We start from the raw sequence: 23,998 nt of genomic DNA on the forward strand, positions 1-23,998 counted from the left end.
GATTTTCCTAGTCTTTCATTGAAAGCATACAAACTGTCTCTACATAAGTAGTGTTCCATCATATGTAAGAGTTAATAAGGTTCTATAATTTTCAGTGTTAGTAATTAAAAGCTAATACCTATCTTTATCAAAAAAGATGAGATAGCTGACAAACCTTGGTAAAATATAATAAACTAAAAATATATTTTAAGAAATGTTACCAAATCATCTCATAATGATTTTACACTAAATTCAAAAGATAAAAATATTGAGTTTTATGATAATTTCTTAAATGAAATAAAATATAATGCTTGACATTAGAGTTTACTCCAATGATACCATTAAAATAGGAGGTATAGAAATATGTTGATTAAAGAGTTTTCAGACAAATACAACATCTCCACAGATACCATTAGATTTTATGAAAAAATAGGAATTATTCATCCAAAGCGTTTAGAAAATGGATATCGTTTATTTGATGAAGAGTGTGAAAGAATAATTCAATTGATTATTGTTTTAAAGCAATTAGATTTTTCACTAGATGAAATTAAATTTCTATTATCCTTAGAAAAACAACCTATATCATCTGAATGTAATGATATAAGCAGTAAAATGTTTCAGGAAAAAATTATTCATATCGAAAACAAGATTTTATTTTTACAAATGGCAAGGCAACAATTATATAAAGTTAAAGAACTTATAGAAAATAATCAGTATATGTATAATTATCATAAAATTCAAGAATTGGCAACATTAATGTATAAGCAATTAACGAAAGGAGGTAAAAAAAGAAATGACACCGAAAATTTGGATACGCCTTGAAGGTGCATTAGGTTTTTTATTTTGTACAATGATTTATTTTCTCTTAGGTTTTAATATCTATGTATTTTTAGCATGTTTACTTCTTCCTGATATTTTCTTGTTAGGATACATAGTAAACAATAAAGTAGGAGCATTTTTATATAACCTTGGACATGTTTTTATTTTTCCATTAATTCTATTTTTGCTCGCAGTTATTACAACAAAACAAGCTTTTCTTGTTATTGCATTAATATGGGCATCTCATATTTTTTTTGATATTATGATAGGATACGGTTTGAAATATAATGAAGGGTTTAAAATTACACATCTTCAAAAATTAGATTAGGAAAATATACTGTATTACCACACTATCACATATATAGTTCAGAGTATAAGATACTTCAATACTCTGAACTATTATCTTTATATATTTCCTAGATAGCTTTCATTTTCTATGACTTCTCTTTTATACCAGAATGATTTTACATTTGATATATGTCAAATTCATCTACTTCTCCTTCTTCTATAAGCTCAATAAATTCATTTGCTTTATGCTTCTCTAGTTCATCTTCCGCCCGTTAAAATCCCTCATCTGCGGAGTTCCAAGTTTTTCTTCCAAAAGTACTCCACAGCTTCCACAAATAACTCTTCCAGTAAAAGACTTGTCTTCTATTTTGGCAAAGTCTAACTACCCTACTCCATGTCTTTCCATATAGTCTTTTCTTCTTACTATTTCTGGTTGTACTGTTTCTCACATTATAATTTGAAAGGAGCAATTAAAACATTGCCCCGTGCATCCCGAGAGAAGTGCGAGGACATGACAAGTGAGACAAGGGTAGCCAATATCTCAGTTTTTTTACCTTCATTACCTGATTCCTCCATACTGAATTGTTTTGTAAAAGCCATTTCATTTAGATTTTGTAAACGTGGCCAGGACAAGCATCTGCCCGATGAGTGCCGCAACAATCGCCAACCATGAAAATTTAAGGCCAAAAAGAATTGTCAACAGGATAAACGCCGCTATCGCCGCGATCCAAAGTGCACTGGAAAACAGACCAAACCGCTTTTCCTGTGCCGGATTGCCGAAGCACTCAAATGAATATTTCATATATTTCTCGCGCTGTTGAATCACCCACGGTTTGCTCCTATCCTTTTCAGTCAGCACAAGAAATGTACCGAGTGCCAAGCTGGGCAGGATAAACGGGATAAGTGTAGCAATCGCGTATGGTAGTCCCGCGCTGTCTTCAAAATATGTTATTATGAACACAATCACGCCAAACATGAAAACACCTGCTGAAAGCACATACAGAAACGCCCGCTTCCAACCCATTGCTTCATGCACAGCAGTTTCTTGCGTAAGCCCAAGAAACAAAAAGCCGAGAATTGGAATAACTCCGAAAATGAGCAACGAGCCTAATGACGCATTAATGTCGCCGCTAAAGAATCCCGAGAGGGCAGCAACAATCGCCCCAAAACAGAGAATAGCACCACATAGGACATAAAGAATGATTCTACATGTCGACATATAATGTCTGGTTTTCAAATACATCTCACTGAGTATCTCCTGTTTTTTCTTGCAACTGAATTCATCTGCCACTACTGATATATCTCCAAGTTCACTCGTTGCCTTTTCAAAAGCATCCTTTTCATCCAGTCCGCTCTTAATAAGACTCTTTATCCTCTCGTCTAGAAAGCTTTTGAGTTCTTCCTTGAAGTCTGTAAGCTCCAAAGTCTCCTGATAGTCGGAAAACAGCGAATCGATATACTTACTCGTGTTCATTACTTTTCCTCCTTTAACAATTTATTTAAGATTTTTAATGTAAACTCCCAGTTCAATAGGTTTTGCCGATACAGCTCACGTCCTTTGTCTGTAATACTATAGTATTTGCGCCGCGCACCCTGCGTTTCGTTGCCCCAATACGATGTAATATACCCGCCTTTTTCCAGCCGCTTATAGCTGGAATACAATGTATCCACCTTCAACTCGTACTGCTCACCCGTGCGAGCTAAAATTCGATTGTAAATTTCCAAGCCATAACAATCATTATTCATCAAAACGCCTAGGACTATGGTGTCCGTATGACCCCGCAAGAGGTCTGACGATAATTTTGGCTCCATAGCAATCTCCTTTCACTCAAGAATTTAGAAAATTCAATACATTTACTTGTCACTGATTATTATCACACAAATATCTGTGTCTGTCAAGTATATTTTCGACTAACTTCCATTGGAGATTGCTTTCAATGTAAATTTGTATAATGTTCGATTTGTGCCTTTTAACTGGCTTCCTGCTGAAATATATCACCATAAGGTTTTTCAGATATTATTTTCTAGACATCAGTACTACCATCTCCACATGAGTTATAGCAAAAGTTTGATATTAATAAGCAAAAAGAAAGAGGCGCTTTAGAGTTTATACTCCTAACCCCTCCATTAAATATATGTATCGACAATACTTTTCTTGGTTATTATGTATCTAGAAAAATATTTATATTTTCAAGTTGTTTTTTAGCCATTTCTTCAATATATTTGCCTTTTATATCTTTCAAAATTTCATGCTTTGCTATTTTTCTAAAGGCAGGTCCATATACCTTTATGCTATTATGAATAGTACCATCATAATCAAAAAAATAATCTTTATCTTGTTAAATGGAAGCAAATTTGACATACTATTAAAATTGCCTAAGTAAGTTTACCATTTCAATAGCTGTAACAGCTGCATCATATCCCTTGTTACCAACCTTTGTCCCAGCTCTCTCTATTGCCTGCTCAAGTGTATCAGTAGTAAGAACTCCAAATATTACTGGAACTTCAGTTTCAAGAGATACACTTGCTATTCCCTTTGCTACTTCTGCTGATACATATTCAAAGTGAGGTGTAGAACCTCTTATAACAGCACCGAGGCAAATAACAGCATCATATTTATTTGACTTAACCATTTTCTTAGCTGTCAATGGAATTTCAAAAGCACCTGGAACCCAAGCTATCTCTATTTCACTTTCCTGGACACCATGCCTCTTTAATGCATCTATTGCTCCTTCTAAAAGTTTACCTCCAATGAATTCATTAAATCTTCCTACTATGATACTAAACCTTAACCCTTGGGCTATTAAATTTCCTTCAACGATTTTCATTTTAATTCCTCCATTCTTTAAGTTATCATTTATTTTTAAAATTAAGAATATGGCCTAATTTTTGCTTCTTTGTCTTTAGATAATATTCATTTTTTTCATTGTGAGTCATCTGTATAGGCTCTCTGCCTACAATCTCTATTCCATATCCAGTAAGACCAGCTATTTTCTTTGGATTATTGGTCATAAGTCTTACTTTTTTAACACCTAAATCTGCAAGAATCTGAGCTCCAATTCCATAATCTCTTAAATCTGCTGGAAACCCTAAAGCTATGTTAGCTTCAACTGTATCCATACCTTGATCCTGCAGTGCATAAGCTTTAATCTTATTAATAAGCCCTATACCCCTGCCTTCCTGTCTCATGTATAGAAGAATTCCTTTCCCCTCTTCTTCTATCTTCTTCATTGCAGCTGCAAGCTGTTCTCCACAGTCACATCTTAAAGAACTAAAGGCATCCCCCGTAAGACATTCTGAATGTACTCTTAGAAGAATTGTTTCACCACCTGAAACTTCCCCCTTTATAAGAGCTACATGATGTTCTCCATTTAAGATATTTACGTATCCTACCATTTTGAATTCACCGTATTTTGTAGGCAACTTTGATTGAGCCACTCTTTTTATATGAGTCTCATGCTTCCTCCTATATGCAATAAGATCTGCTATAGTAACTATCTTTAAATTATGTTTTTTTACAAACTCCATAAGCTGTGGAATCCTAGCCATGGTTCCGTCTTCATTCATTATTTCACAAATAACACCCGCAGGATACAAACCTGCCAGCTTAGCCAAATCTACCGCTGCTTCTGTATGTCCTGCCCTTTTTAAGACGCCGCCTTCTTTAGCTTCCAAAGGAAACATATGTCCAGGTTTTCTAAAATCTGACTCTCTTGCATTAAGGTCAAGAACCTTAAGTACAGTAGCTGCTCTCTCATAGGCTGATATTCCTGTTGTTGTCTCAATAGCATCAATTGATACAGTGAATGCAGTCTGATGTGAATCTGTATTTCGTTCCACCATTGATAGAATATTTAATTCTTCTAATCGCTCTCTTATAATAGGTAAGCATATAAGCCCTCTACCGTATTTTGCCATAAAATTGATAGCTTCTGGTGTTACCTTTTCTGCAGCCATTAAAAGATCTCCCTCATTTTCCCTATCTTCGTCGTCTACTACGACTATCATCTTACCTAGCCTTATATCTTCTATTGCTTCCTCTATTGTATCAAACATATTCATTCTCATCCCCCATTTTCTTTATGCAAACCCATGTTCAGTTAAAAATTTAAGATCTATTCCTTTATTAACTACTACCTGCTCTTTTGCTTCAATAAGCTTTTCAATATATTTACCTATCATGTCACATTCTAAGTTGACCTTATCTCCAATCTTCTTGCTTAATAGAGTAGTCATATCCTTAGTGTGAGGAATGATAGAAACTTTAAATGCAAAATCATCTACATATGCTACAGTAAGACTTACTCCGTCTATTGCAATTGAACCTTTTGGCACAATATATTTTAATATTTCAGGAGAAGTTGCAACTGTAATCCATACTGCATTATCTTCCTGTTGAAAATTTTCAATGGTCCCCATTCCATCAATATGCCCACTAACAATATGTCCACCTAAGCTATCCCCTAACCTTAAGGCTCTTTCAAGATTAACTTCATCTCCAGGTAAGAAATGCCCCAAATTACTCCTCCTTATTGTTTCTGCCATTACGTCTACACTAAACCTGTTGCTGTCAAAAGAGGTTACAGTGAGACATACTCCATTAGTGCATATGCTGTCTCCTAGCTTTATCCCTTTTAGAACTTTTCTTGCTTTGATTGTTATTCTTGAGGATTTTGTAGATTTCACCACAGATTCAACTATTCCAATCTCTTCTACCAATCCTGTAAACATTTTTTTAACCCTCCTTTCTAATGTATGCTTCTATCATTATGTCTTGCCCAAAACGGTGAATATCCATATTTTCAAGGTTTATTGCGTCTTTCATATGTGCTTTTCCCAGCCCACCAACTGGAGTTTTTGCAGTATTTCCTCCAATAATTTTCGGAGCAATAAATGCATTTATCTTATCAACTATTCCTTCCTCTAAGGCACTATAATTAAGTTGGCTTCCCCCTTCTAATAAAATGCTATCAATCTTTCTCTCTCCTAGCTCCTTCATAAGAAAAGTCAAGTCAACTCCTCCATTTTTGGAAGGCACTATAATGACTTCAGCCCCCTTTTCTTTAAGCATCTTTACCTTTCCCTTATCAGCTTTACTAGAAACTGCTATGATAGTCACTGCATTTGATTCAAGGTTTAATACCTTTGCTTCAAGGGGAATTCTTCCACTGCTGTCTACAATTATTCTTATGGGGTCACAGCCTTTTCTATCATCTAATCTAGTTGTCAAATATGGGTCATCTGCAAGCACTGTACCTATGCCAACCATAATTCCAGATACCCTATGCCTTAATTCATGAACATATTTCCTAGAAAGCTCTCCAGTAATCCACTTAGATTCATTTGTATAGGTAGCAATTTTACCATCAAGGGTCATTGCAGTTTTCATTATTACGAAGGGTTTCTTTGTAGTTATATATTTAAGAAATATTTCATTTAATCTTTTCACTTCATCCTCAAGAACTCCTACAATCACTTCTATACCAGCTTCCTCTAAAATTTGGATACCTTTTCCGGCTACTATAGGATTAGGGTCCTTTAGCCCTATAACTACTTTCTTTATTCCTTTCTCAACGATTGCTTTAGCACAAGGCGGAGTTTTTCCATAATGAGAGCAAGGTTCTAAAGTAACATACATAGTTGCACCTTTAACATCCTCAGTAGCGTTAAAAAACGCATTAATCTCTGCATGATGATGACCATAAGCCTTATGATAGCCTTCACCAATAATTCTACCTTCTTTTACTATAACTGCTCCTACCAATGGATTTGGATTTGTATACCCTATTCCTCTCTTTGCCAGTTCTAATGCTCTTTTCATGTATTCCATATTAAGACATCACTCCAGTATTGGATAATCAAAAAACCCTGAGATAAATCCCAGGGTATAAAGCCTCTAAAAATTGTCTTGATTATAAGTATTATGATAAAACATAAGCTTATAGCTCAAATTACTTAAAAGTATCTTCTCCCATCCAGACTATACTGTCGGCTTCGGAATTTCACCGAATCAACCTTACGGCTCGCGGGCTATACCGCCGGTAGGGAATTACACCCTGCCCTGAAGATTTATTTATTCAGTTTTTACATGTTAAACTTTAACACAATAATATAAATATGTCAATAAATCAAACTTAAATAGTTCCATCTCTTTGCAGATTCACATAACAAATAGAACTTTAAGCTTTAATTAACCTTGTAGGTACGCTTCCACCACTTTGATACTGCTCATTTTATGTGGCTTCTCAGAAAAATCATTTTTCTTTTCCTTTCTGTCAGCACAGGCCTCTGAACAACTGTTACAGCTTTTATTGCAATTTTCGCTCATAATCTTAGCTCCTTTATTTTAGATTGTTATTTAACTACATGAAACAAATGATTTTACAAAAAACAAGTCACTACTCCAACATCGAATAAAATTTTACAGGCATCCATTTCCATAATACAGGCTAAAACCTTGTTCGCTGCTCTGGTCTTTTGATATCCATGTGTTTCACTAATATTTTGATAGTTATTTACCTAAAGAATATAATTTTAAGGATACAGTTCACAAGATACTAAAAGCAGGAACTAGGCTATACTAAAGGAGAATGGATAACTTTATCTAAATCCATCTTTATATTAAATTAAGGCTAAGATTAGTAATGGGACAAGATTAAGAAAATCCCACCCCAACTATTGACAAAAAGCCACAAAAACCCGCTTCCTATAAAGCAGGTAGGGTTTGTCATTCAATATCAAGGGCAGTCTTCCAATCAGTTTCCTTAAAACCTACCAGCACAAAGTCATCACCAATAAGGATAGGACGCTTTACAAGCATACCGTCTGATGCCAATAGATTATACTGTTCATCCTCACTCATAGTAGGAAGCTTATCCTTCAGCTTCAGTTCTCTATATAGCTGTCCGCTAGTATTGAAGAACTTCTTCAATGCCAAGCCACTTGTTTTATGCCAACTCTTCAACTCTTCTATTGAAGGATTGTTTTCTTTGATATGCCTTTCTTCAAAGGCAACTTCATTTGCCTTCAACCATTTCTTAGCCTTCTGACAGGTGGTACATTTCGGATAACACAAAAATATCATAATCTATCTCCTTTCTCCTTTTTAGCGGAACTCTTTCTAATAATTCTTACCATATTACGCATCAATTTGCTTAGTACGTATAATGTTTATGTATATATAATATATCTTTTCCATACCAAATTCAATTAATTAACCTAATCTACCAACTTTCCCAATTTACTAAAGTTTAAATCGGTTGATACATACCTTAAAAGAATAAAATAAAGATTTCTTGACATAAGACTTACATCTGCTTCTTCAGTAATTTCATTACAAGCAGTATTCCGACATAAACATGACACAAACAGATAGAATGAATACTGTTTGAGTGTGTCCTATCTCAAAACATATTAGCAATATTAGGTATATATCGATTACGTAAAAATCAAAACTACCCACTTAGCAGGTAGTTTACTCAGGTTTTTTCTGAAAATGGCGATTTAATAGAATTTATCTGAATCAAGTGCAGATATTCTCTTTGAGCTCCTCGTTTCATTGTACAGCAACTAGAAGAAGATAATATATTTGACGGACTTGAGTCATCTGTTCCACCACAGCCCAATTGCCGGGTTTGTGTAGGTTATTAGTTACCTTACCTCCTAATTGAATTCCTTGATAAGACTGTAGTTCTTTTTTAGTTAATTCCTTTTCTTATTCTTAAGTAATTTCCATTCTTATCTATAAACTTACAGGTGCCATCGGCTAAATCTACCCTAGCATAGCCTTCACTAAAGGGATAGACATTAGTAAATTCTGTTGGTATGACTTGTTTACCTTCTCTGTTAATAAATCCCCATAGATAAGCATCACCTTTTTTGATAGCAACTGGTGCCATCCCTTCATTGAAATCTCCCGCAAATACTATTTCCTTAGGCAAATCAATTACCACATTGCCCTGCTTATCAATATATCCTAAATCATTTTCTACATAGTTTTCTATCCTCTTTGCTACAAAAGTACCATCTGGATATGTAATATTATAAGTCACATTTGCCCTATAATATCCCTTGTTTACAAAGGCTAAACCTTCGGAAAAATTGCCAGCATTTATATAGTTAGGACTAATCATTACTTCTCCATCCTTATTAATATAACCGAACTGATAACAAGTAATACTTCCGCCCTCTTTAGACACCAACCCTATTTTAAAACGAGCCAATCCCTCTGAGAAAAAATGTTCAATATTATAATTATTTAAATTATAAGATTTTAAACCTCCTTCTCCACTTTCTACATATGCAGAATGGTCCTCGAACTCAATTCCCTCAATTGCTTCTCTTAAGTCTATTACTTCATTAAAATCTTTATCGACATACCCTGTAAATCTCCTAAAACTATCAGTATAGGGCTCTCCTGTACTATATTCTATATAAGCCAGTCCCTCTGAAAAATGAAAACTAGGTTCCCTTACTTTTTTACCATGTGTATAGTCCTTATCATTAATGTCTATATATTTACATGAGATATCAGCTATAAATCCATTTGCTACATTTTCTAATCCGTATTCATTTACAAATACAACTGCTCGGCCTTCGGAAAACTTAAGTTCACCTGCGCCAGAGGACGCAGTAAAATTTGGCTTTGTATATTTATATGGAATTAAAAACTTCCCAGATTTATCTATAGCTCCAAAAATCATTGGAAAACGTCCAAGTTTATAAGAATCCTTATCATGTTTACCCACCCAAGCAACTCCTTCATTAAAATCGTAAACATGATCATATTTTGCATCGATGATTATATTTCCCTCTTTATCCACAAATCCTTTTTTCCACTGATTTTCGTCACCTTTATATTCAGAAAATGAAGCTAAACCCTCGGAATAATTTCCTATTATATATTTAGACGATATTTCTCTGATAATATCTCCTTTATTATTAACCAAATAACCTATATTTTGATGCTTCAAATATAACCTATTTTCGGATAATCTAGTAGCACTATTTTCATCAAAGGTATCTATATACTCACCTATATCCTCTTGTCCTGTTATTAATATAGTCCTTTCATTTTGATTCCATACAACATTCATATCTAAGCTTTCAGCTATAAATCTAACTGGTACTAAAGTTCTTCCGTTGACAACTTTTGCAGGCACATCTAAAGTTTTATGCTCTCCATTAATCTTTGCATCTTTACTGTCCAATTTTAATACTATCTCTTTACCTTCCACTGTTCCAGTTATTGTTTTAGTAGCGTCGTCCCAACCAACTTCCAACCCTAAAGCTTCAAATATCGCTCTTAATGGGAGGAGTGTTCTTCCTTCAATTATTTGTGGTGGTACATCAAATGATAGCTCTTTGCCTTCTAATAATACTTTAATATCGCCTGATGCATATATAGCTTTAGGTGGTACGGCTATAAACCCAAATGCTAATATAGAAATTAAAAAAAACTTTAAATATTTTTTCATTTATATTCTCACCTTTCACATTATTTGCTTATAATATTTTTATTTCCCGTAGTTCTTGGTATTTTATCACTCCAAATTAGCATATCATACACGTATTAGTAAAATCAACCACAAAAACCGTCCTCTTGGTTAGCCTTCGGTTTGCTACAGCCTGTCATCCCCTTGAAACCTAAGTCTAGTTAAAAACCAAGCTTTACTCTAGCGACCAATTCTTCCATCTATATATCTCATTATTCTTAGTCCTTCTCTGATTATATTCTTCTATAGCCTTATTTATTTTGTCAAGTAACAACCCCTTTTGTTCTGGTAATTTCCCTTTTAATATTAACGTATTGGTCTTATGAGTTGCATTGAATATAGTATTTTCCATATGTAGATTTTCCAGTAACATTTTTTCTTCCTTTATTAAATCCAATATTTTTAATCTTTCAAATTCTCATACTTAATCAACTATTTCAACCTTTTTTTCTCTAAACACACTCAATCGTAAAATGTCGCCGTTCACACTAACACCCCACTGGATTAGCTCCAATACATTGTCAAACACCCAAATATTTTCCGAAATTGTCTCTTAATATTTCAATAAGTGTTTTATTAGGGTTTAAAATTGATATATAGCTGTAATCCAACTGCAAATGCTAATATATTTGCCAGCCAAGCATCCTGATAAGCGATAGCAGATGGATTCAAAATGGCTGTACTGCCAAGCAAAAATCCTGTAAACATCGATGCGTATATTTAACTGCATTAATTATGGCACTCCTTCTCTTCCAAAAGTTCTCTGTATTGACGAATTTAAAGGCAATGCTGAGACTGGAAAGTACAATGTATTCTTGTTGATGGCGAGAAAAACAATGTAAGAAAACGTCTACAAAAAACTATGCCTACTAACCTCAGAAAATACTATAAACGGAGTAGAAAGCTGATACTTACCCGTTATAATAAGCTTAAAGATGAGAATTAGGTTTATTAAGTACACCCTAAAATAGGATTAGGGCTAAAAATAGTAATGGAGCGAGATTAAAGAAAATCTCACCCCAACTATTGACAAAGAGCCTTTAAAATTTAGTTTCACCGCTCATGCTGCCCAAGATTATGACATAAGTCCATTTTTATTAGTTAAATACTATTATTTCATCTAATTTACTTATATTCTCTGAACTAAACTAGTGAGAAATAATTATTAGGGTTCTATCTTTAATTGATAATAATTGTGATTCAATTGCTTTAGCATTTTTTTCATCAAGGTTAGCTAATGGTTCATCCAGTATTAATATGGGGGTTTCTCTTAGTATACTTCTTGCAAGAGTAACTCTTCTTTTTTCTCCCCCCGAGAGGTTAGTTCTTCCCTCATGAATTAAAATGTCTAAACTATGGTGATTAGCATATCTATCTAAACCTACTTTAGATAATACACTAACAAAATCATAATTTGTAGTTAGGAGCAATAATATGATTATAATAATGTTCTACTAAAATAGAGGGGATTATAAGTTCATTCATTCTATTATCATAATTCTACTACAAACTTCAATTTTACTTGTTTTCTAATTATAAATATTGTATCATACAGCTTTTATCAAATAAACATATCTTTCTCTCTTCTACATATCCTTAGATATAATCCATCTTCCATCACAATAATCCTCAAATTTTTATTATGGATATGTTCCCGTGAAGAGAATAGGCATTGAATTTCATCTGTACATTCAATGCCTTAAAATCTCTAAAATCATTATATTCACTAAATTCTATGATTTTTCTAACTTCACTACGACTTCAACGTGCAACGAGCGGGGTGGTTTGATGTCTTTTACATTGTCGGTAGTCGGAAACACGTCATCCCCACTTTTGCACTATCGGTAGGCGGGAACATATCCACCAATCGTACCATTTACGAAAAGGGCACTCTTACTAGGAGCACCCTCAATAATAAATATTAATGTAATTAATAGTCTTTTTTCTTTACTGGAATCCAGATTTCGCTTCGATACTTTGGGTTTCCAGTGTCTGGATTCTCATTCCATAAAATTTCAGGACCTTCAACCGCCTCGTATCCTGAAGATGGAAACCACTCTGAGTATATCCTCCCCCACACATCTTGAAGTGTTTCCGGAAATGGTCCAATCGATTCAAATACAGCCCAGGTACTAGCATCAACTTTTAATACATCAAAATCTGCAGTTTCATTACTTAATGTTGCTACCCCGATGTAATGATCTAATTCTCCTTTCTCTCCCATTCTACCTTCTGAAAAATTAGTGGAAGCACTAATAATACCTTTAGGTTCTACATTTGAAATTGCTTTTAATTGATTAATAACATCCATGGTTAAAAGTTCAGTCATTTTTGCAATCTCGGGATTGACACCTTCAAAAATAATTGGAACTCTCTTCTTAAATCCTACTAACTTAAAAGGTCCTTTCTCAACAATACGATAGTTCATTTCGCATCCTCCTTTAATTGATAATTGAAAGGTCATTCGAGGATAAGCTTTTAATTGTGTATTCTCACTCCTTGCCTCAGAAGGGAGAATACCATGCAGGGAATGAAAAGCACGGGAAAATGAATCAGCCGAATTATAGCCGTATTTCACGGCTACATCAATTATTCTTAAATCATTATCTTTCAAATCAAGTGCAGCCAACGTCAGTCTTCTTCTCCGAATATATTCTGATAAACTTATTCCTGCTAAAAAAGAAAACATCCGCTTGAAATGATACTCTGAACAATAAGCGATTTTAGATACTTCACTATAATCAATTTCCTCTGTTAAGTGCTCTTCAATATACGCTAATGCATTATTCATACTTCTTAAAGTATCCATTGAACAACCTCCTTTCATCATCAATATTATCAAAGGGTGCGTTTACTCATCCGACATTCTGTGCACAGTTTTGTCGATTCTCTTTCGTGTAGCTAGTATCGTTAAACTGAATTTATCTTTGGGACGTTTACCAAGGAATCCTTTATTTTTCTTCAATGTATGGATTGTCACACTTATTTACAGTTTTCTTAAGGTTAGGTAATTTATATTCTTTAGGACTTAAATATCTTAACTTTGAGTAAATCCTAATATTATTGAACCAATTAACATAATCAGCTTTAGTTCATTAGCTATTTTAGATTGATTACTTTTATCTACATGAGGCTTGTGACTGGTATAATAAAAGAGAGAAATTTTGGCAAACAAAAACGGAGAATATTTTCCAGCTTAATACAATAATACCTTATCTTCTGATAAAATTAAAGATAAGTTTTATCAGAGGAAGAATACAGCTTGAAGGGACGGAATATGTTTGCTGAAATTAAACAGTATAAATTAAAAGGATTCAATAAGTCTCAAGTAAGTAGATTTCTTAATATTAACTACAAAACAGTAGATAAATACTGAGATATGTCTTATAAAGAATATGCAGAGTTAAATGATGCTGCTAAGAATAGAATCAAAAAAGTTGATAAGTATAAGGGCTAATATTATCTTGGATAAAGGAGCTTAGGGATTTATCTACTGCTCAAATATTTGATTGGCTTAAAGAAAGGTATGGTGACGTGGATTTTAGTGATAGAACATTAAGACTTTATGTAAAAGACTTAAGAGAGAAATATGGACTGACTAAAGTACCTTGTATGAGGCAATATGAGGGAGTTTTCTTTCATAATTCTAGATATTCTTCTTCTAGAAACTTTATATCCTAGTTTATTTAGCTCCTTTTTTATCTTTCTTGTTCCATAGTTATTTCTACTGCGTCTGAAGATATCTTTAACGTGGTCTGTAATTATAGCTCCTTCTTTGCAAGAGTTAGAGGGCTCTTTATTTAAATGATAATATAGTAAACTTCTTTGGACCTTTAAAAGTTCACACATTGCACTAATACTGTATTTCTCTCTATTAGAAATGATAAGGTCTACTTTTTGCCTAGCGGTAGTGCTGCCTGCTTTAAAATATCATTCTCCATTTCAAGTTGTTTTACTTTCTTTCTAAACTCTATTAATTCTTTCTCCTCTTCAGAGTAAGAGGTGTTTTTCGATGCAGTATTTAATCCATCGATTCCCAAGGATTGATAGTTTCGAATCCAATTTCTTAGAGATGATTTATTTACACCAATTTGTTTAGCAATATTATTGATAGAATCTTTTCATTCTATATATCTCAGAACAAATTCTAACTTTTCATCTGTTGAGAATCTACTTTTTCTTCCCATAAAAATATACTCCTCCTTGTAGTATCAGTTTTTGTTATTTTAACTGTCTACTACAAGGGGAGCATATCAATCTTGATGCATTTATTGTTTCCATTTCCAAATTTTTTATATATTATTTGTGCTATATCTTATTTCTTAAGTAAAAAGACAAATGATATATCTTGTGGCAGTTTTCCATTATTATTAAACTTTCTTTCTCAACGACTACTCCCCTATCACATAAAAAGCCTCTCTATTATACAATTCTATTATTCTGCTAGTAATATCTTTACATTATTAGGCAATATGCATGGTGGTCCAGAACAATTATAAGAAATTGTATCACTATAGTAGCATTTTGAACAAGATACCGAAACATAGTGCTTTGTTCCAGAATGATAATCTGTATACGAATGTCCTTCAAACTTTTCCGATACTTTTTTATAACTAACAACATCTTTACAATCATGGCAATAAACCGATTCAGTTACTATATGATAATGCCCTCCAAAACTCCTTCCCTCATAAGTTGAAGTTTTTGACACACTTTTCCGATGACTTGGAAGACACTTGTTTTCAGCAAATATCACACTTGAACTTAACAATAATAATATTATTATTAATATCAGTCTTTTTTTCATCTGAAACCCTCCTTTTATTAATTTAATAGATAAAACTTTCTTAAACTATCCTCAATGCCTTTTATTGATATTGTATTATTAGAGCTTAGTTGAAAATGCATAAAGTGAGTTTCTAAATCCTGTAATAAAGTGAAGATATCAAAGCTAGAAAGATCAACTTTAATTAAAGAATGATTATTGTCATAATTTAAATATAGATTATCTGTTAATAAATATGAAAATCCACCCCCTTTTTCATTCACATCTATTTTATATAATTTCATGTTATTGTAGTTATATAAGTAATAGTTTCTGTTTCCTACATTATAGCTTTCATACCATAAAAAGTAATTATCATTTGAACTACAGTCAACTAACTTTACTTCCTTAGGTAAAGCTACACTTATATTCTCTTGTGTTTCAAGATTATACCTGTTAATTGCTATTGTACAATCTTGAGTTTCAGTCATGAAAGTTATATTGTTATCAAATATGTCAAGTCTTACATAGGGAGAAAAGCAAATAACATTGCTTATATCTACAGGTTCAAAGCTATTATCGGAAATATTATAGACCTTTATCTTATTACTTAACTTCTCATTATCTGTACTTTCTTTCTTGGATTCATACCAAGTTAGATAATTTGTGGAAACCGATAAGCATATGGGGTTATATATTTCTTCCATTAATTTTAGTCTTCTTAAAATATTTATTTCTTTTGTAATCAGATTCATTGAATATAAGGTAGTATAACTATGTCCTTCCTCATAAGTTTCCTCAACCCAAAACATATATCTGTCATTACAGACCATTTCATTCAAGACAACAAGACCTTCTTTATCACATGTATATAACAATTCATTAGTAGAGTTACTAATATCATACCTGTATATTTCAAACTTATAAGCACTAACAGCCATTTTTTTCTCATACCCTATAACATAGATTAAATCATTCTCGGCTAATGCATAATCCCATATTTCCCCTGAACCATTTTCAACTTTATCTGTAAACTTTGATGAATCTAATGTTAATATTGGTTGTATTTGGTTATAAGGCATTGTATCTACTTTATTTAAGTCTATTGCTATAGGATTTTTAAATAATTTTTCTGAAATTATATAATCACATAATGCTTCTTTTGAAGTTCCATCCAATAAATCATTAATTATCTCCTTACTATCAAGTTGATTTACAGTATGTTCTTTTTTGTAAGTTACCAAACTTTCTTCTTTCCCTTTGGGTTTCGAATAGTTATCATTGTAATTACAAGAACTTAAAATAAAGCTTACCAATATAAATAATAAGATTAACCATTTCACACAAATTCCCCCAAATCTTAACTTATCCTTCCTACAAAAACTATTTTGGTATGCTCATCTTCGACTCATTGCTAACGACTGAATTATGATTAATGTGCTAAACAAATAAGGAATCTTTCATCTCTATAACTATCTAATGCATTATATGCTTCTTCCAATGTTATATTAAATGTTCCTCTATATTTGTCATTATAGTTACAGTCTTTTACTGTAATTTTATTCGTCGCTACATTTATTGAACCCACAGCTATATAGTGCCCTGATTGATGTCCATTATAATAGCCTAAGTATTCTGTTCTTGCATGTAAAATCGGAGGTGCATCAAATTGGAGACTTGTGGCTATTCTATTTTTTAGCTGATTCATATTCATACTGTTTATTCCGTAGTAGGAATAAGTATAATTTGGTGAATATTTATTTAGTGCATCCGTGACAAGATATACATATGCACTACCATTTTCTTTAATCTTCATCTCTTTTGTTAAGGTGGCCATTTTCGAATTATCTGTACTTCCAGATACATTTGATTGACAGCCCAAACCATATAATGCTTGTAAAACTGAAGCTGCCCCACAGTTATTACTAGTAGATTGCTTTATAACAGGAACATTTGCATAATAAACATCTCCGATTACAATATTTGGGCTTATTCCATTATATAATTTTGAAATCATTTGCCTCATTTTGTATGTTTCATATGCTTTTTCATTAATCAATTCAATAAAACTAATATTTTTATTTTTTGCTTCTAACAAGAATTCTTTGCTATCCTTATAAATTGATATTAGCTCTAATCTAATTTCTTCAATTTCTGAATCTCCTATATCGGAATTTATTAGATTATCATTTATATGCCCATGATAATCTGCATATGATTGAAAATGGAAGGAAAAGATAATTATGGTACCTATTAAAATAGCTATCACCTTTTTCATTGATATGCCTCCTCGCATAATTTTATTTTCTTTTTATTACTAGCTTTCATTCGATTAACAGCTTATATTTTACTAATTATATTAGCTATAATTATTCAGTCTTTTATTATCAATAACCTCCCTAAAACACTTTAACTTAACTTTGCTTATCAAATATTATAAATGCCACCCCTTTGCTTATCGTTGCTATTCGAGCATGATAACAGATATCAATTTTCTGAAACGAAGGTATCAAAATCTAATTATACCTTCATTGATTATGATTTCGATACTATGTCTAGACCTATCTCTAATTTCTAAAATATTCTTTGTCTAAATCTTAAATGCTAATATACCGCTTCACTACTTGTCATACTTCTTGTTTCAACATTAGAACTACTGTACGCTTTTACCTCTGCAGTTACTCGATAAGTATATCCCTTAGAAATTGTAGTTGTTTCATATAAAAATGCTCTGTGCGAATTAGCACTTTCCGCAAATGTTTTAATAGTTACCCACCTTCCATCCTTATACTGTTGTAAATTTGCTGTAATGGTAACTTTAGTTGTTATTCCTTGATAACCATATACGGAACAATCTGTTGTTGCCTTTCCATTAGAATCTATATACAAAAAACATGATGCCCTTGCAATATAATCCATATATGGGCTAATTATTGATTCTTGCTCCAATGATTGTTCTTTATTAGTTTCATCTGCAAATACTTTCATGGAAATACTACTCATTAAACATAAGCATAGCATCAATAGAATAAGCTTCTTAATCATAAAATACCCCCTTTTAATTTCGTTCTTAACTATACTAACGAATGAAGGGGGTGATTTGTGACATCTATTTTAAATTATTTAATCTTTTTCTAAAATACTTTTTACTATTTTTATAACTTCATCTTTACTTATACTAGAAATTATGGTATAGGAATAAGAATTATCACTCCAATATATTTGATTTACTCCTTTACTGGTAAAAAAAGTAACTGTTTGATTAGTTATTTCAATAACTTCAGTTTCAATATTTTCAGTATCTAATATAATTTCTCCATATGATAACACTCTTTGTTCATAAAATATCTCTTTATTATTTTCACTTATATAGATAACTCTATAAAGATGATCATTTGTACTTTCTTCAAGTATCGAAAATCCTTTAGGGATATATTCTGGGATAACAGGTATTAATTTATTATTATCATTAATATGATCCTTACTTTTAAATATTATTGACGTAAATTCCTCCCATACCTCTGTTACTATTTCAAAGAATTTAACCCGATATGCTTCTACGCTCATGGTTGTGGCAAAAGCTATAGTTACAAATATTAGAAATATAGCTGCAACCCTTTTACTATAGTTTATAAAGCCCCTCATGAAAGGAGTCCTTTTTTGCTGTCTTATAAGTTTATCCATGTTTTTCTCAAATCTTTTAGAAAATTTATGTGTTAACTCCTCTTCTTTTGGTAAACTTTTAATAATTATATTTTCAGTGTTCTTCATATATTTATAAAAGAACTCATCATTAATTATATATTTATCCATAAGACTTATCATTCCCTTCAGCTAAAATCTCAGTTAATCTTTTTTTACCTCTTGATATTCTTTGGCGTACATTTTCTTCGGATATTTTTAAAATTTGTGAAATTTCTTCATTACTATAACCCTGGGAATATTTTAGTCTTAGTACGGTAGAATAATTTACAGGCAGTTTTAGAATAGCTTTTTCTATATCACTCAATATAAAGTTATCGTTACTCTTTATATCTTCAATATATATCTCTACTTCATCAAAAGATATATGATTTTCACGTTTTCGTTTGCGATAAAAATCAATTGCTATATTTTCTACGATTATAACGATGAATCCTTTACTTTTGTGACTATCAATTTTATCTATTTTAGATAAATTATCAATAATTCTTAAAAATGCCTGATGAACAACATCCGCTGATAAATATTCATCTTTAAGTATCCTATTGGCAACATAAAACATTGTTTGTTTATATGTAATATAAAGTTGTTCAAATTTACTTTTATCTTCTTCTAATTCAATCATAGATAAATAAATCAACATAAGACTCACCCCCTGTTTTTAGCCCTAGTTTTTCTACCTTTACCTTGTTATTCCCCAAATTATCCAATGTCATCTGTCAAATGCCCTATTTTAAAGGGTCAAAAAAGGGTATTTTCCCACCGATTTTTGACCCAAATTCCATCCTTAAACCACTATATGTTGTGGTCAAAACCTTTTATTCTGTTTCAGAACCACAATACGTCATCAGAATTGCTACTTCAACGTGGGTTGGGGCAAAAATTTGATAATATTACGCAAGTTGTTAAGAAATCTTCTATAGCCTCTCCCCCGCCATTTGTAATATATTCTTCAACATTATTTGAGGATGTAACATCAACCATCAACATCTCATTTGTTGATTCTAAAACTTTCTTAATCAAATCTTCAGTAGTATTTACTTTATCTTCATCTATGCAATTTATTATTCTAACTTCACCTGTTTCAGTATTCTTAATTGCTCTTTCTTCTTCAATCTCTAAAATTAAATCCTCCATACAAAGTTTTTCTTTTTCAAACATAACATTAACTATACTCTTTACAAGTCCTTCTTTTACCATGCTCAAAATATCATTTGCTGAATAGGGTATTCCATTTACCAATATAAATTTGCTTCCATTTTGAAGAGAATTTTTTACTATTGCATCATTTTTTATACTTGCCAAGTTGATATAAAAGGCATTATCTTTTTATTAATTGGTTTTATTTCTCCATCCCTTGACCAATTTTCAATTTGAAAATTTATAAGAACTAATTTTGCTTTATCCTTATCCATAACCAATCCCCTTTCTCCAATAACCTCTATTTGCTCCTCTAACTTTACTCCTCTTATGTACTTAAATACATATAAAGAATTCTTAATTTCAATTTAAACATTAGTTACTTTAAATATTCTTTACTGCCCTAATTCTGAAATCGTTAATAATATGCCCAGTGCATAAGTTATCATAAATTATAAGTACCATCTTTATGGAGATCTTCTGATATCACTATAGTATTTTATTAAGAGTAGGGACTCACAGGAGTAATATTTGCATCCAAAATATCTAAATTTTTCTTAGCTTCCTGCAAACTATCCCACTGTGGATTAGTAATAATAACTTCACCATAATTTACTATTAAATCGTTGGGATATACCTGTGAAATCGCATATAGAAGGAAATCCTTCCAGTGCTTTTTGATATAATCATCCTTTTCTTCTTCACTTTTTCCATCAAAAGCCTTAATTTTATTTGAAATAATGATAAATATCAGTCTCTCTTTTGTACCATAATTCTTCTCCTTTCTTCTCGAATAATGAGTCACCTTTATTTCTTTAACTGATAAGGTTTTTGCATCATTCACTGGGTCAAATCCTACACCGAAGAACTGATATGCTGCATTTTTAAAAATATACTTCACCACCTAAACCATCCTTTCGTCATTAATTTTAACCATTGCGATTCACTTTTATTATATAATGTTATTTTGATTTGTAGAGACAAACTATATTTGTTTTATTCATTTGATTTATTTTATTAATTTAGCTTAAGGCTCTTCCAAAGTTTCCACATATAATTCTTTCTGTAAATGGGTTGTCTTCTACCCTTGCAAAGTCAAGCTGTCCTACCCCATATCTTTCAATATACTCTATAGTTGGATGGCCTTTCTCTACATAGCACATTGGAACTTCTCCGTTATTTACAAACCTCTTCTTTGTATTTTTCATTACTAGTATTTTTCTAACACTACTTTCACACCATTTAGGCTTTACACACCAATTTGAAACTCTTTTTCAAACCTTATATGTCCATTACGCGTCCATAATAGACCCACAAAACAAAATATGTTCCCTCATACAAACCAAAGGGAACATAAAATACACCTGCATAACATATTCCGTTTTATCACTTGTAGCTTATTAACACTTCCCTCTGCTATACCATTGCTATAGCTATAAATAATGCTGTTTTTACTACCTCTAGGTCTTTTCGTAAACCTGCTAAATAAGAATTTATCTCGTCTATCTGGAGTTTTTCAGCTTTCTCCATCTATAGTTCTAACTTATCTAGATTTAGGTTTGCAATTTCCCTAGACGTCTATTGTCATAATGCCCATTGATATTTTGAGTATCTTCTTTCAAGAATTGATATATAATCTATTCCTATGTAGTTATTAAATAATTTTATGTGAACTTACTTTAGTATAGAACATATCTATTTAACTTAAAAATTTTATTATGGTATTCTATATGTTGAAGAAATTAGAGAGGAGATTTATATGAAAGATTTATTAAAAAAATTACCATTACCAATTACAGGTCTTATGCTTGGATTTGCAGCATTAGGAAACTTAATCCAATCCCATAGTCAAAGCCTTAGAAGCTTGTTTGGGTTAACTTCAGGTATTATCTTTGTATTAGTTTTATTAAAAATTATCTTGCTTCCAAAAGGTGTTAAAGAAGCTCTTCAAAACCCAGTTATTGCAAGTGTATTCCCTACATTTTCAATGACAATGATGCTTTTAGCAACATACATTAAACCTTTTAGTGGTGGATTCGCTAGTTTATTTTGGTTCGCTGGACTAATTCTTCATATAGTTCTTATGATATCTTTTACTCTAAAATTTGTACTAAACAATAATTATAGTATTAAAAAGGTATTCCCTAGCTGGTTTATCCCTTATGTGGGAATTGCAGCAGCTAGCGTTACATCTGGTGCAGTTGGAATGCAATCAATAGGAAGAATTATATTTTGGTTTGCTTTAGCTACTTTTGTTGTATTGCTTGTAATTGTTTTAAAGAGAGTTTTGGTGGTAAAAGAAATGCCTGAACCAACAATCCCAACAATTGGAATCATTTCAGCACCTGCAAGTATATGCTTAGCTGGATATATGAACTCATTTGAAGTGAAAAATATAATCCTTGTTTATGCCTTACTAATAGTTGCTCAAGTTTTATATTGGGGAGTAATACTTTATTTACCAAAGATACTAAAACTAAAATTTTACCCAAGTTACTCTGGATATACATTCCCATTAGTTATAAGCGGATTAGGATTAAAGCTTACTAATGGATTCTTAACTAAAGCAGGAAGTCCTATTTCATTCCTTCCAACATTGGTAACTATAGAAGAAGTCATTGCTGTAGTAGCATGTATTTATGTATTAATTAGATTTTTAGGGTTCTTATTTGCAACAGAAAAAGTACAACCACAAACAGGTAAGTAATTAAAAGTAAAAACATGGAGGAGATATAATGGATATTAAAAGCAGTGTGGAATTAATCGAATCATATTTAGATTTAGACCGTAAACCAGTAGGAGTTAAGTTTTTCTTTAATAAAGATGAATTTGATAACTTTGAAGTTCTTCAAAAAGATCGTAAAGTTACGTATTGTAACTCTGTACAACTTGCTAGTAGGGGACAAGCTATGAAATTAACAAAAGCAAATCAAGCATGCCCAAATGGAGCCTTTGCATTACATTTTACAGAAGTTCCAGAACCAATTGCTAATGGAAAAGGTAGATTCAGCAAACATATTTACAAAGATGTGGAAACATCAAAAAGTATTAATGATGATATGCTTTTCATAAAAGAGCAACTTGCAGGAATTGCAGTTATGCCTCTTGAAGACTATACTGAAGAACCAGATGTTGTAATTGTAGTAGGTAGTTCCTATAATGTAATGAGAATAATTCAAGGACATGGATACTTTAATGGCTATACAAATAACTTGAGAACTGTTGGACTACAAGCTGTATGTCAAGACTTAACAACATACCCTTACAATACTCAGGATATCAATATCTCTTTATTATGTCCGGGAACTCGATTAGTTGCTAATTGGCAAGCTAATGAAATAGGAATTGGTATTCCTTTTGCTAAATGGTACGAAGTTGTACAGGGTGTTATTGAAACAACTAATCCTTTTGAAAGAGATAAAAATAAAAAAGGTATCGTAGAAAGATTAAAGGCCCGTGGATTAGATGCTAGCGGAATCATATTCGGTCAAAACTATGATGATGGGTCATATAGCGGTGGAAAAATAGAAATTGAAGAATTAGGTAAATAATACAAGGAACTCCTGTTTAAAAGCAGGAGTTCCTTTATCTAATCTTAGAAGGTGTAATTAATTTTGTGCTTTAAATAAATCCCATGCACTAATCCGACAAGAATTATTTTACTTGATAAAAACTACAATTTTATTGCCTTAGTTTTATACTTGCCAAAACTATTTTATTTTATGCATTAATCAGTCTATGAATAGACCTACTATTATAAATCAATTTGTAACTAGTAATTTCGTGTCCATAATAGCCCCTCCTAAGCAAC

General features: G+C 32.1%; 26 protein-coding genes, 3 pseudogenes and 1 riboswitch. Of the genes and pseudogenes, 4 read left to right on the forward strand and 25 right to left on the reverse strand.

Annotation, left to right across the window (positions count from 1 at the left end; genetic code table 11):
* Window positions 1-342 precede the first annotated feature (342 nt).
* Window positions 343-801 carry a MerR family transcriptional regulator gene (locus DW1_RS13770; protein ID WP_074351392.1) on the forward strand — a complete coding sequence of 153 codons (459 nt, stop codon included), beginning with the start codon at window positions 343-345 and terminating at the stop codon, window positions 799-801.
* A complete protein-coding gene (locus DW1_RS13775; RefSeq protein WP_074351394.1) occupies window positions 773-1,126 on the forward strand; it encodes a DUF4260 domain-containing protein in 354 nt (117 codons plus the stop codon). Before DW1_RS13770 ends, DW1_RS13775 begins: the two co-directional genes overlap by 29 nt.
* 232 nt (window positions 1,127-1,358) lie before the next feature.
* Here the strand turns inward: DW1_RS13775 and DW1_RS15605 are convergent, their stop codons facing one another.
* From DW1_RS15605 to DW1_RS15350, 25 genes and pseudogenes are all read right to left on the reverse strand, one after another.
* Window positions 1,359-1,535: a hypothetical protein gene (locus DW1_RS15605; RefSeq protein WP_159433597.1), complete on the reverse strand. Its 177-nt coding sequence runs from the start codon at window positions 1,533-1,535 to the stop codon at window positions 1,359-1,361.
* A gap of 152 nt (window positions 1,536-1,687) precedes the next feature.
* Window positions 1,688-2,560 (reverse strand): permease prefix domain 1-containing protein, encoded by an 873-nt coding sequence (locus DW1_RS13780; protein WP_074351396.1) that lies wholly within the window; start codon window positions 2,558-2,560, stop codon window positions 1,688-1,690.
* The gene (locus tag DW1_RS13785) at window positions 2,560-2,898 is read right to left on the reverse strand and encodes a PadR family transcriptional regulator (protein WP_074351398.1); all 339 of its coding nucleotides are present in this window, start codon (window positions 2,896-2,898) and stop codon (window positions 2,560-2,562) included. The genes DW1_RS13780 and DW1_RS13785 overlap by 1 nt, the downstream gene beginning before the upstream one ends.
* 554 nt (window positions 2,899-3,452) lie before the next feature.
* Window positions 3,453-3,914, reverse strand: a complete 462-nt coding sequence (gene ribE / locus DW1_RS13790; RefSeq protein WP_074351400.1) for a 6,7-dimethyl-8-ribityllumazine synthase — start codon at window positions 3,912-3,914, stop codon at window positions 3,453-3,455.
* 25 nt (window positions 3,915-3,939) lie between these two features.
* A complete protein-coding gene (locus DW1_RS13795) occupies window positions 3,940-5,148 on the reverse strand; it encodes a bifunctional 3,4-dihydroxy-2-butanone-4-phosphate synthase/GTP cyclohydrolase II (RefSeq protein WP_074351402.1) in 1,209 nt (402 codons plus the stop codon).
* Between the two features lie 18 nt (window positions 5,149-5,166).
* The gene (locus DW1_RS13800; RefSeq protein WP_074351404.1) at window positions 5,167-5,817 is read right to left on the reverse strand and encodes a riboflavin synthase; all 651 of its coding nucleotides are present in this window, start codon (window positions 5,815-5,817) and stop codon (window positions 5,167-5,169) included.
* Window positions 5,818-5,821: 4 nt separating this feature from the next.
* A complete protein-coding gene (gene ribD / locus DW1_RS13805; protein WP_143474436.1) occupies window positions 5,822-6,907 on the reverse strand; it encodes a bifunctional diaminohydroxyphosphoribosylaminopyrimidine deaminase/5-amino-6-(5-phosphoribosylamino)uracil reductase RibD in 1,086 nt (361 codons plus the stop codon).
* A 138-nt stretch (window positions 6,908-7,045) separates the two neighbouring features.
* Window positions 7,046-7,159, reverse strand: a riboswitch (FMN riboswitch).
* A gap of 138 nt (window positions 7,160-7,297) precedes the next feature.
* Window positions 7,298-7,414 (reverse strand): annotated as a pseudogene (locus DW1_RS15345) (ATP-binding protein); the annotation flags it as partial.
* 399 nt (window positions 7,415-7,813) lie between these two features.
* Window positions 7,814-8,170, reverse strand: coding sequence for an arsenate reductase family protein (locus DW1_RS13810; protein ID WP_074351406.1), 357 nt, complete (start codon window positions 8,168-8,170; stop codon window positions 7,814-7,816).
* A 613-nt stretch (window positions 8,171-8,783) separates the two neighbouring features.
* Window positions 8,784-10,562: a WG repeat-containing protein gene (locus DW1_RS13815; protein WP_074351408.1), complete on the reverse strand. Its 1,779-nt coding sequence runs from the start codon at window positions 10,560-10,562 to the stop codon at window positions 8,784-8,786.
* A 193-nt stretch (window positions 10,563-10,755) separates the two neighbouring features.
* Complete coding sequence (locus DW1_RS13820) at window positions 10,756-10,977, reverse strand: hypothetical protein (RefSeq protein ID WP_143474429.1); 222 nt, start codon at window positions 10,975-10,977, stop codon at window positions 10,756-10,758.
* 751 nt (window positions 10,978-11,728) lie between these two features.
* On the reverse strand, window positions 11,729-12,010 hold the full coding sequence (locus tag DW1_RS13825) for an ATP-binding cassette domain-containing protein (protein WP_074351412.1): 282 nt from the start codon (window positions 12,008-12,010) through the stop codon (window positions 11,729-11,731).
* Window positions 12,011-12,510: 500 nt separating this feature from the next.
* On the reverse strand, window positions 12,511-13,389 hold the full coding sequence (locus DW1_RS13830) for an AraC family transcriptional regulator (protein WP_074351414.1): 879 nt from the start codon (window positions 13,387-13,389) through the stop codon (window positions 12,511-12,513).
* 800 nt (window positions 13,390-14,189) lie between these two features.
* Window positions 14,190-14,581, reverse strand: a pseudogene (locus DW1_RS15835) (IS3 family transposase); the annotation flags it as partial.
* A 1-nt stretch (window position 14,582) separates the two neighbouring features.
* A pseudogene (locus DW1_RS15970) lies at window positions 14,583-14,692 on the reverse strand (helix-turn-helix domain-containing protein); the annotation flags it as partial.
* 323 nt (window positions 14,693-15,015) lie between these two features.
* The gene (locus tag DW1_RS13850) at window positions 15,016-15,387 is read right to left on the reverse strand and encodes a hypothetical protein (protein WP_074351420.1); all 372 of its coding nucleotides are present in this window, start codon (window positions 15,385-15,387) and stop codon (window positions 15,016-15,018) included.
* A 17-nt stretch (window positions 15,388-15,404) separates the two neighbouring features.
* Window positions 15,405-16,688: a hypothetical protein gene (locus tag DW1_RS13855; protein ID WP_074351421.1), complete on the reverse strand. Its 1,284-nt coding sequence runs from the start codon at window positions 16,686-16,688 to the stop codon at window positions 15,405-15,407.
* 89 nt (window positions 16,689-16,777) lie between these two features.
* Complete coding sequence (locus DW1_RS13860) at window positions 16,778-17,623, reverse strand: hypothetical protein (RefSeq protein WP_074351423.1); 846 nt, start codon at window positions 17,621-17,623, stop codon at window positions 16,778-16,780.
* 326 nt (window positions 17,624-17,949) lie between these two features.
* Window positions 17,950-18,390 (reverse strand): hypothetical protein, encoded by a 441-nt coding sequence (locus tag DW1_RS13865; protein WP_074351425.1) that lies wholly within the window; start codon window positions 18,388-18,390, stop codon window positions 17,950-17,952.
* Window positions 18,391-18,468: 78 nt separating this feature from the next.
* Complete coding sequence (locus DW1_RS13870) at window positions 18,469-19,158, reverse strand: DUF4367 domain-containing protein (protein WP_074351427.1); 690 nt, start codon at window positions 19,156-19,158, stop codon at window positions 18,469-18,471.
* Window positions 19,151-19,672 carry an RNA polymerase sigma factor gene (locus DW1_RS13875; protein ID WP_242942507.1) on the reverse strand — a complete coding sequence of 174 codons (522 nt, stop codon included), beginning with the start codon at window positions 19,670-19,672 and terminating at the stop codon, window positions 19,151-19,153. The genes DW1_RS13870 and DW1_RS13875 overlap by 8 nt, the downstream gene beginning before the upstream one ends.
* 236 nt (window positions 19,673-19,908) lie before the next feature.
* On the reverse strand, window positions 19,909-20,352 hold the full coding sequence (locus DW1_RS13880) for a hypothetical protein (protein ID WP_143474431.1): 444 nt from the start codon (window positions 20,350-20,352) through the stop codon (window positions 19,909-19,911).
* Window positions 20,340-20,462, reverse strand: a complete 123-nt coding sequence (locus DW1_RS15975) for a hypothetical protein (protein WP_278335764.1) — start codon at window positions 20,460-20,462, stop codon at window positions 20,340-20,342. Before DW1_RS15975 ends, DW1_RS13880 begins: the two co-directional genes overlap by 13 nt.
* 227 nt (window positions 20,463-20,689) lie before the next feature.
* Complete coding sequence (locus DW1_RS13885; protein ID WP_074351432.1) at window positions 20,690-21,091, reverse strand: hypothetical protein; 402 nt, start codon at window positions 21,089-21,091, stop codon at window positions 20,690-20,692.
* 118 nt (window positions 21,092-21,209) lie between these two features.
* Entirely contained in the window at window positions 21,210-21,395 is a 186-nt protein-coding gene (locus tag DW1_RS15350) for a hypothetical protein (protein WP_143474432.1), read from the reverse strand.
* Between the two features lie 551 nt (window positions 21,396-21,946).
* On the opposite strand from DW1_RS15350, the gene DW1_RS13895 reads away from it, so the two are divergent.
* A complete protein-coding gene (locus DW1_RS13895; RefSeq protein ID WP_074351434.1) occupies window positions 21,947-22,894 on the forward strand; it encodes a TDT family transporter in 948 nt (315 codons plus the stop codon).
* Between the two features lie 28 nt (window positions 22,895-22,922).
* Window positions 22,923-23,738, forward strand: a complete 816-nt coding sequence (locus tag DW1_RS13900) for a DUF169 domain-containing protein (protein WP_074351436.1) — start codon at window positions 22,923-22,925, stop codon at window positions 23,736-23,738.
* Window positions 23,739-23,998: the final 260 nt, after the last annotated feature.

Source organism: Proteiniborus sp. DW1 (assembly GCF_900095305.1).
GTDB lineage: Bacteria > Bacillota > Clostridia > Tissierellales > Proteiniboraceae > Proteiniborus.

Coding starts and splice junctions, on each gene's coding strand:
- DW1_RS13770 (WP_074351392.1), top strand. CDS start 343: ATGTTGATTAAAGAGTTTTCAGACAAATACAACATCTCCACAGATACC.
- DW1_RS13775 (WP_074351394.1), top strand. CDS start 773: ATGACACCGAAAATTTGGATACGCCTTGAAGGTGCATTAGGTTTTTTA.
- DW1_RS13780 (WP_074351396.1), bottom strand. CDS start 2,560: ATGAACACGAGTAAGTATATCGATTCGCTGTTTTCCGACTATCAGGAG.
- DW1_RS13785 (WP_074351398.1), bottom strand. CDS start 2,898: ATGGAGCCAAAATTATCGTCAGACCTCTTGCGGGGTCATACGGACACC.
- ribE (WP_074351400.1), bottom strand. CDS start 3,914: ATGAAAATCGTTGAAGGAAATTTAATAGCCCAAGGGTTAAGGTTTAGT.
- DW1_RS13795 (WP_074351402.1), bottom strand. CDS start 5,148: ATGAATATGTTTGATACAATAGAGGAAGCAATAGAAGATATAAGGCTA.
- DW1_RS13800 (WP_074351404.1), bottom strand. CDS start 5,817: ATGTTTACAGGATTGGTAGAAGAGATTGGAATAGTTGAATCTGTGGTG.
- ribD (WP_143474436.1), bottom strand. CDS start 6,907: ATGAAAAGAGCATTAGAACTGGCAAAGAGAGGAATAGGGTATACAAAT.
- DW1_RS13810 (WP_074351406.1), bottom strand. CDS start 8,170: ATGATATTTTTGTGTTATCCGAAATGTACCACCTGTCAGAAGGCTAAG.
- DW1_RS13815 (WP_074351408.1), bottom strand. CDS start 10,562: ATGAAAAAATATTTAAAGTTTTTTTTAATTTCTATATTAGCATTTGGG.
- DW1_RS13830 (WP_074351414.1), bottom strand. CDS start 13,389: ATGGATACTTTAAGAAGTATGAATAATGCATTAGCGTATATTGAAGAG.
- DW1_RS13850 (WP_074351420.1), bottom strand. CDS start 15,387: ATGAAAAAAAGACTGATATTAATAATAATATTATTATTGTTAAGTTCA.
- DW1_RS13860 (WP_074351423.1), bottom strand. CDS start 17,623: ATGAAAAAGGTGATAGCTATTTTAATAGGTACCATAATTATCTTTTCC.
- DW1_RS13865 (WP_074351425.1), bottom strand. CDS start 18,390: ATGATTAAGAAGCTTATTCTATTGATGCTATGCTTATGTTTAATGAGT.
- DW1_RS13870 (WP_074351427.1), bottom strand. CDS start 19,158: ATGGATAAATATATAATTAATGATGAGTTCTTTTATAAATATATGAAG.
- DW1_RS13875 (WP_242942507.1), bottom strand. CDS start 19,672: ATGATTGAATTAGAAGAAGATAAAAGTAAATTTGAACAACTTTATATT.
- DW1_RS15975 (WP_278335764.1), bottom strand. CDS start 20,462: ATGGATAAGGATAAAGCAAAATTAGTTCTTATAAATTTTCAAATTGAA.
- DW1_RS15350 (WP_143474432.1), bottom strand. CDS start 21,395: ATGAAAAATACAAAGAAGAGGTTTGTAAATAACGGAGAAGTTCCAATG.
- DW1_RS13895 (WP_074351434.1), top strand. CDS start 21,947: ATGAAAGATTTATTAAAAAAATTACCATTACCAATTACAGGTCTTATG.
- DW1_RS13900 (WP_074351436.1), top strand. CDS start 22,923: ATGGATATTAAAAGCAGTGTGGAATTAATCGAATCATATTTAGATTTA.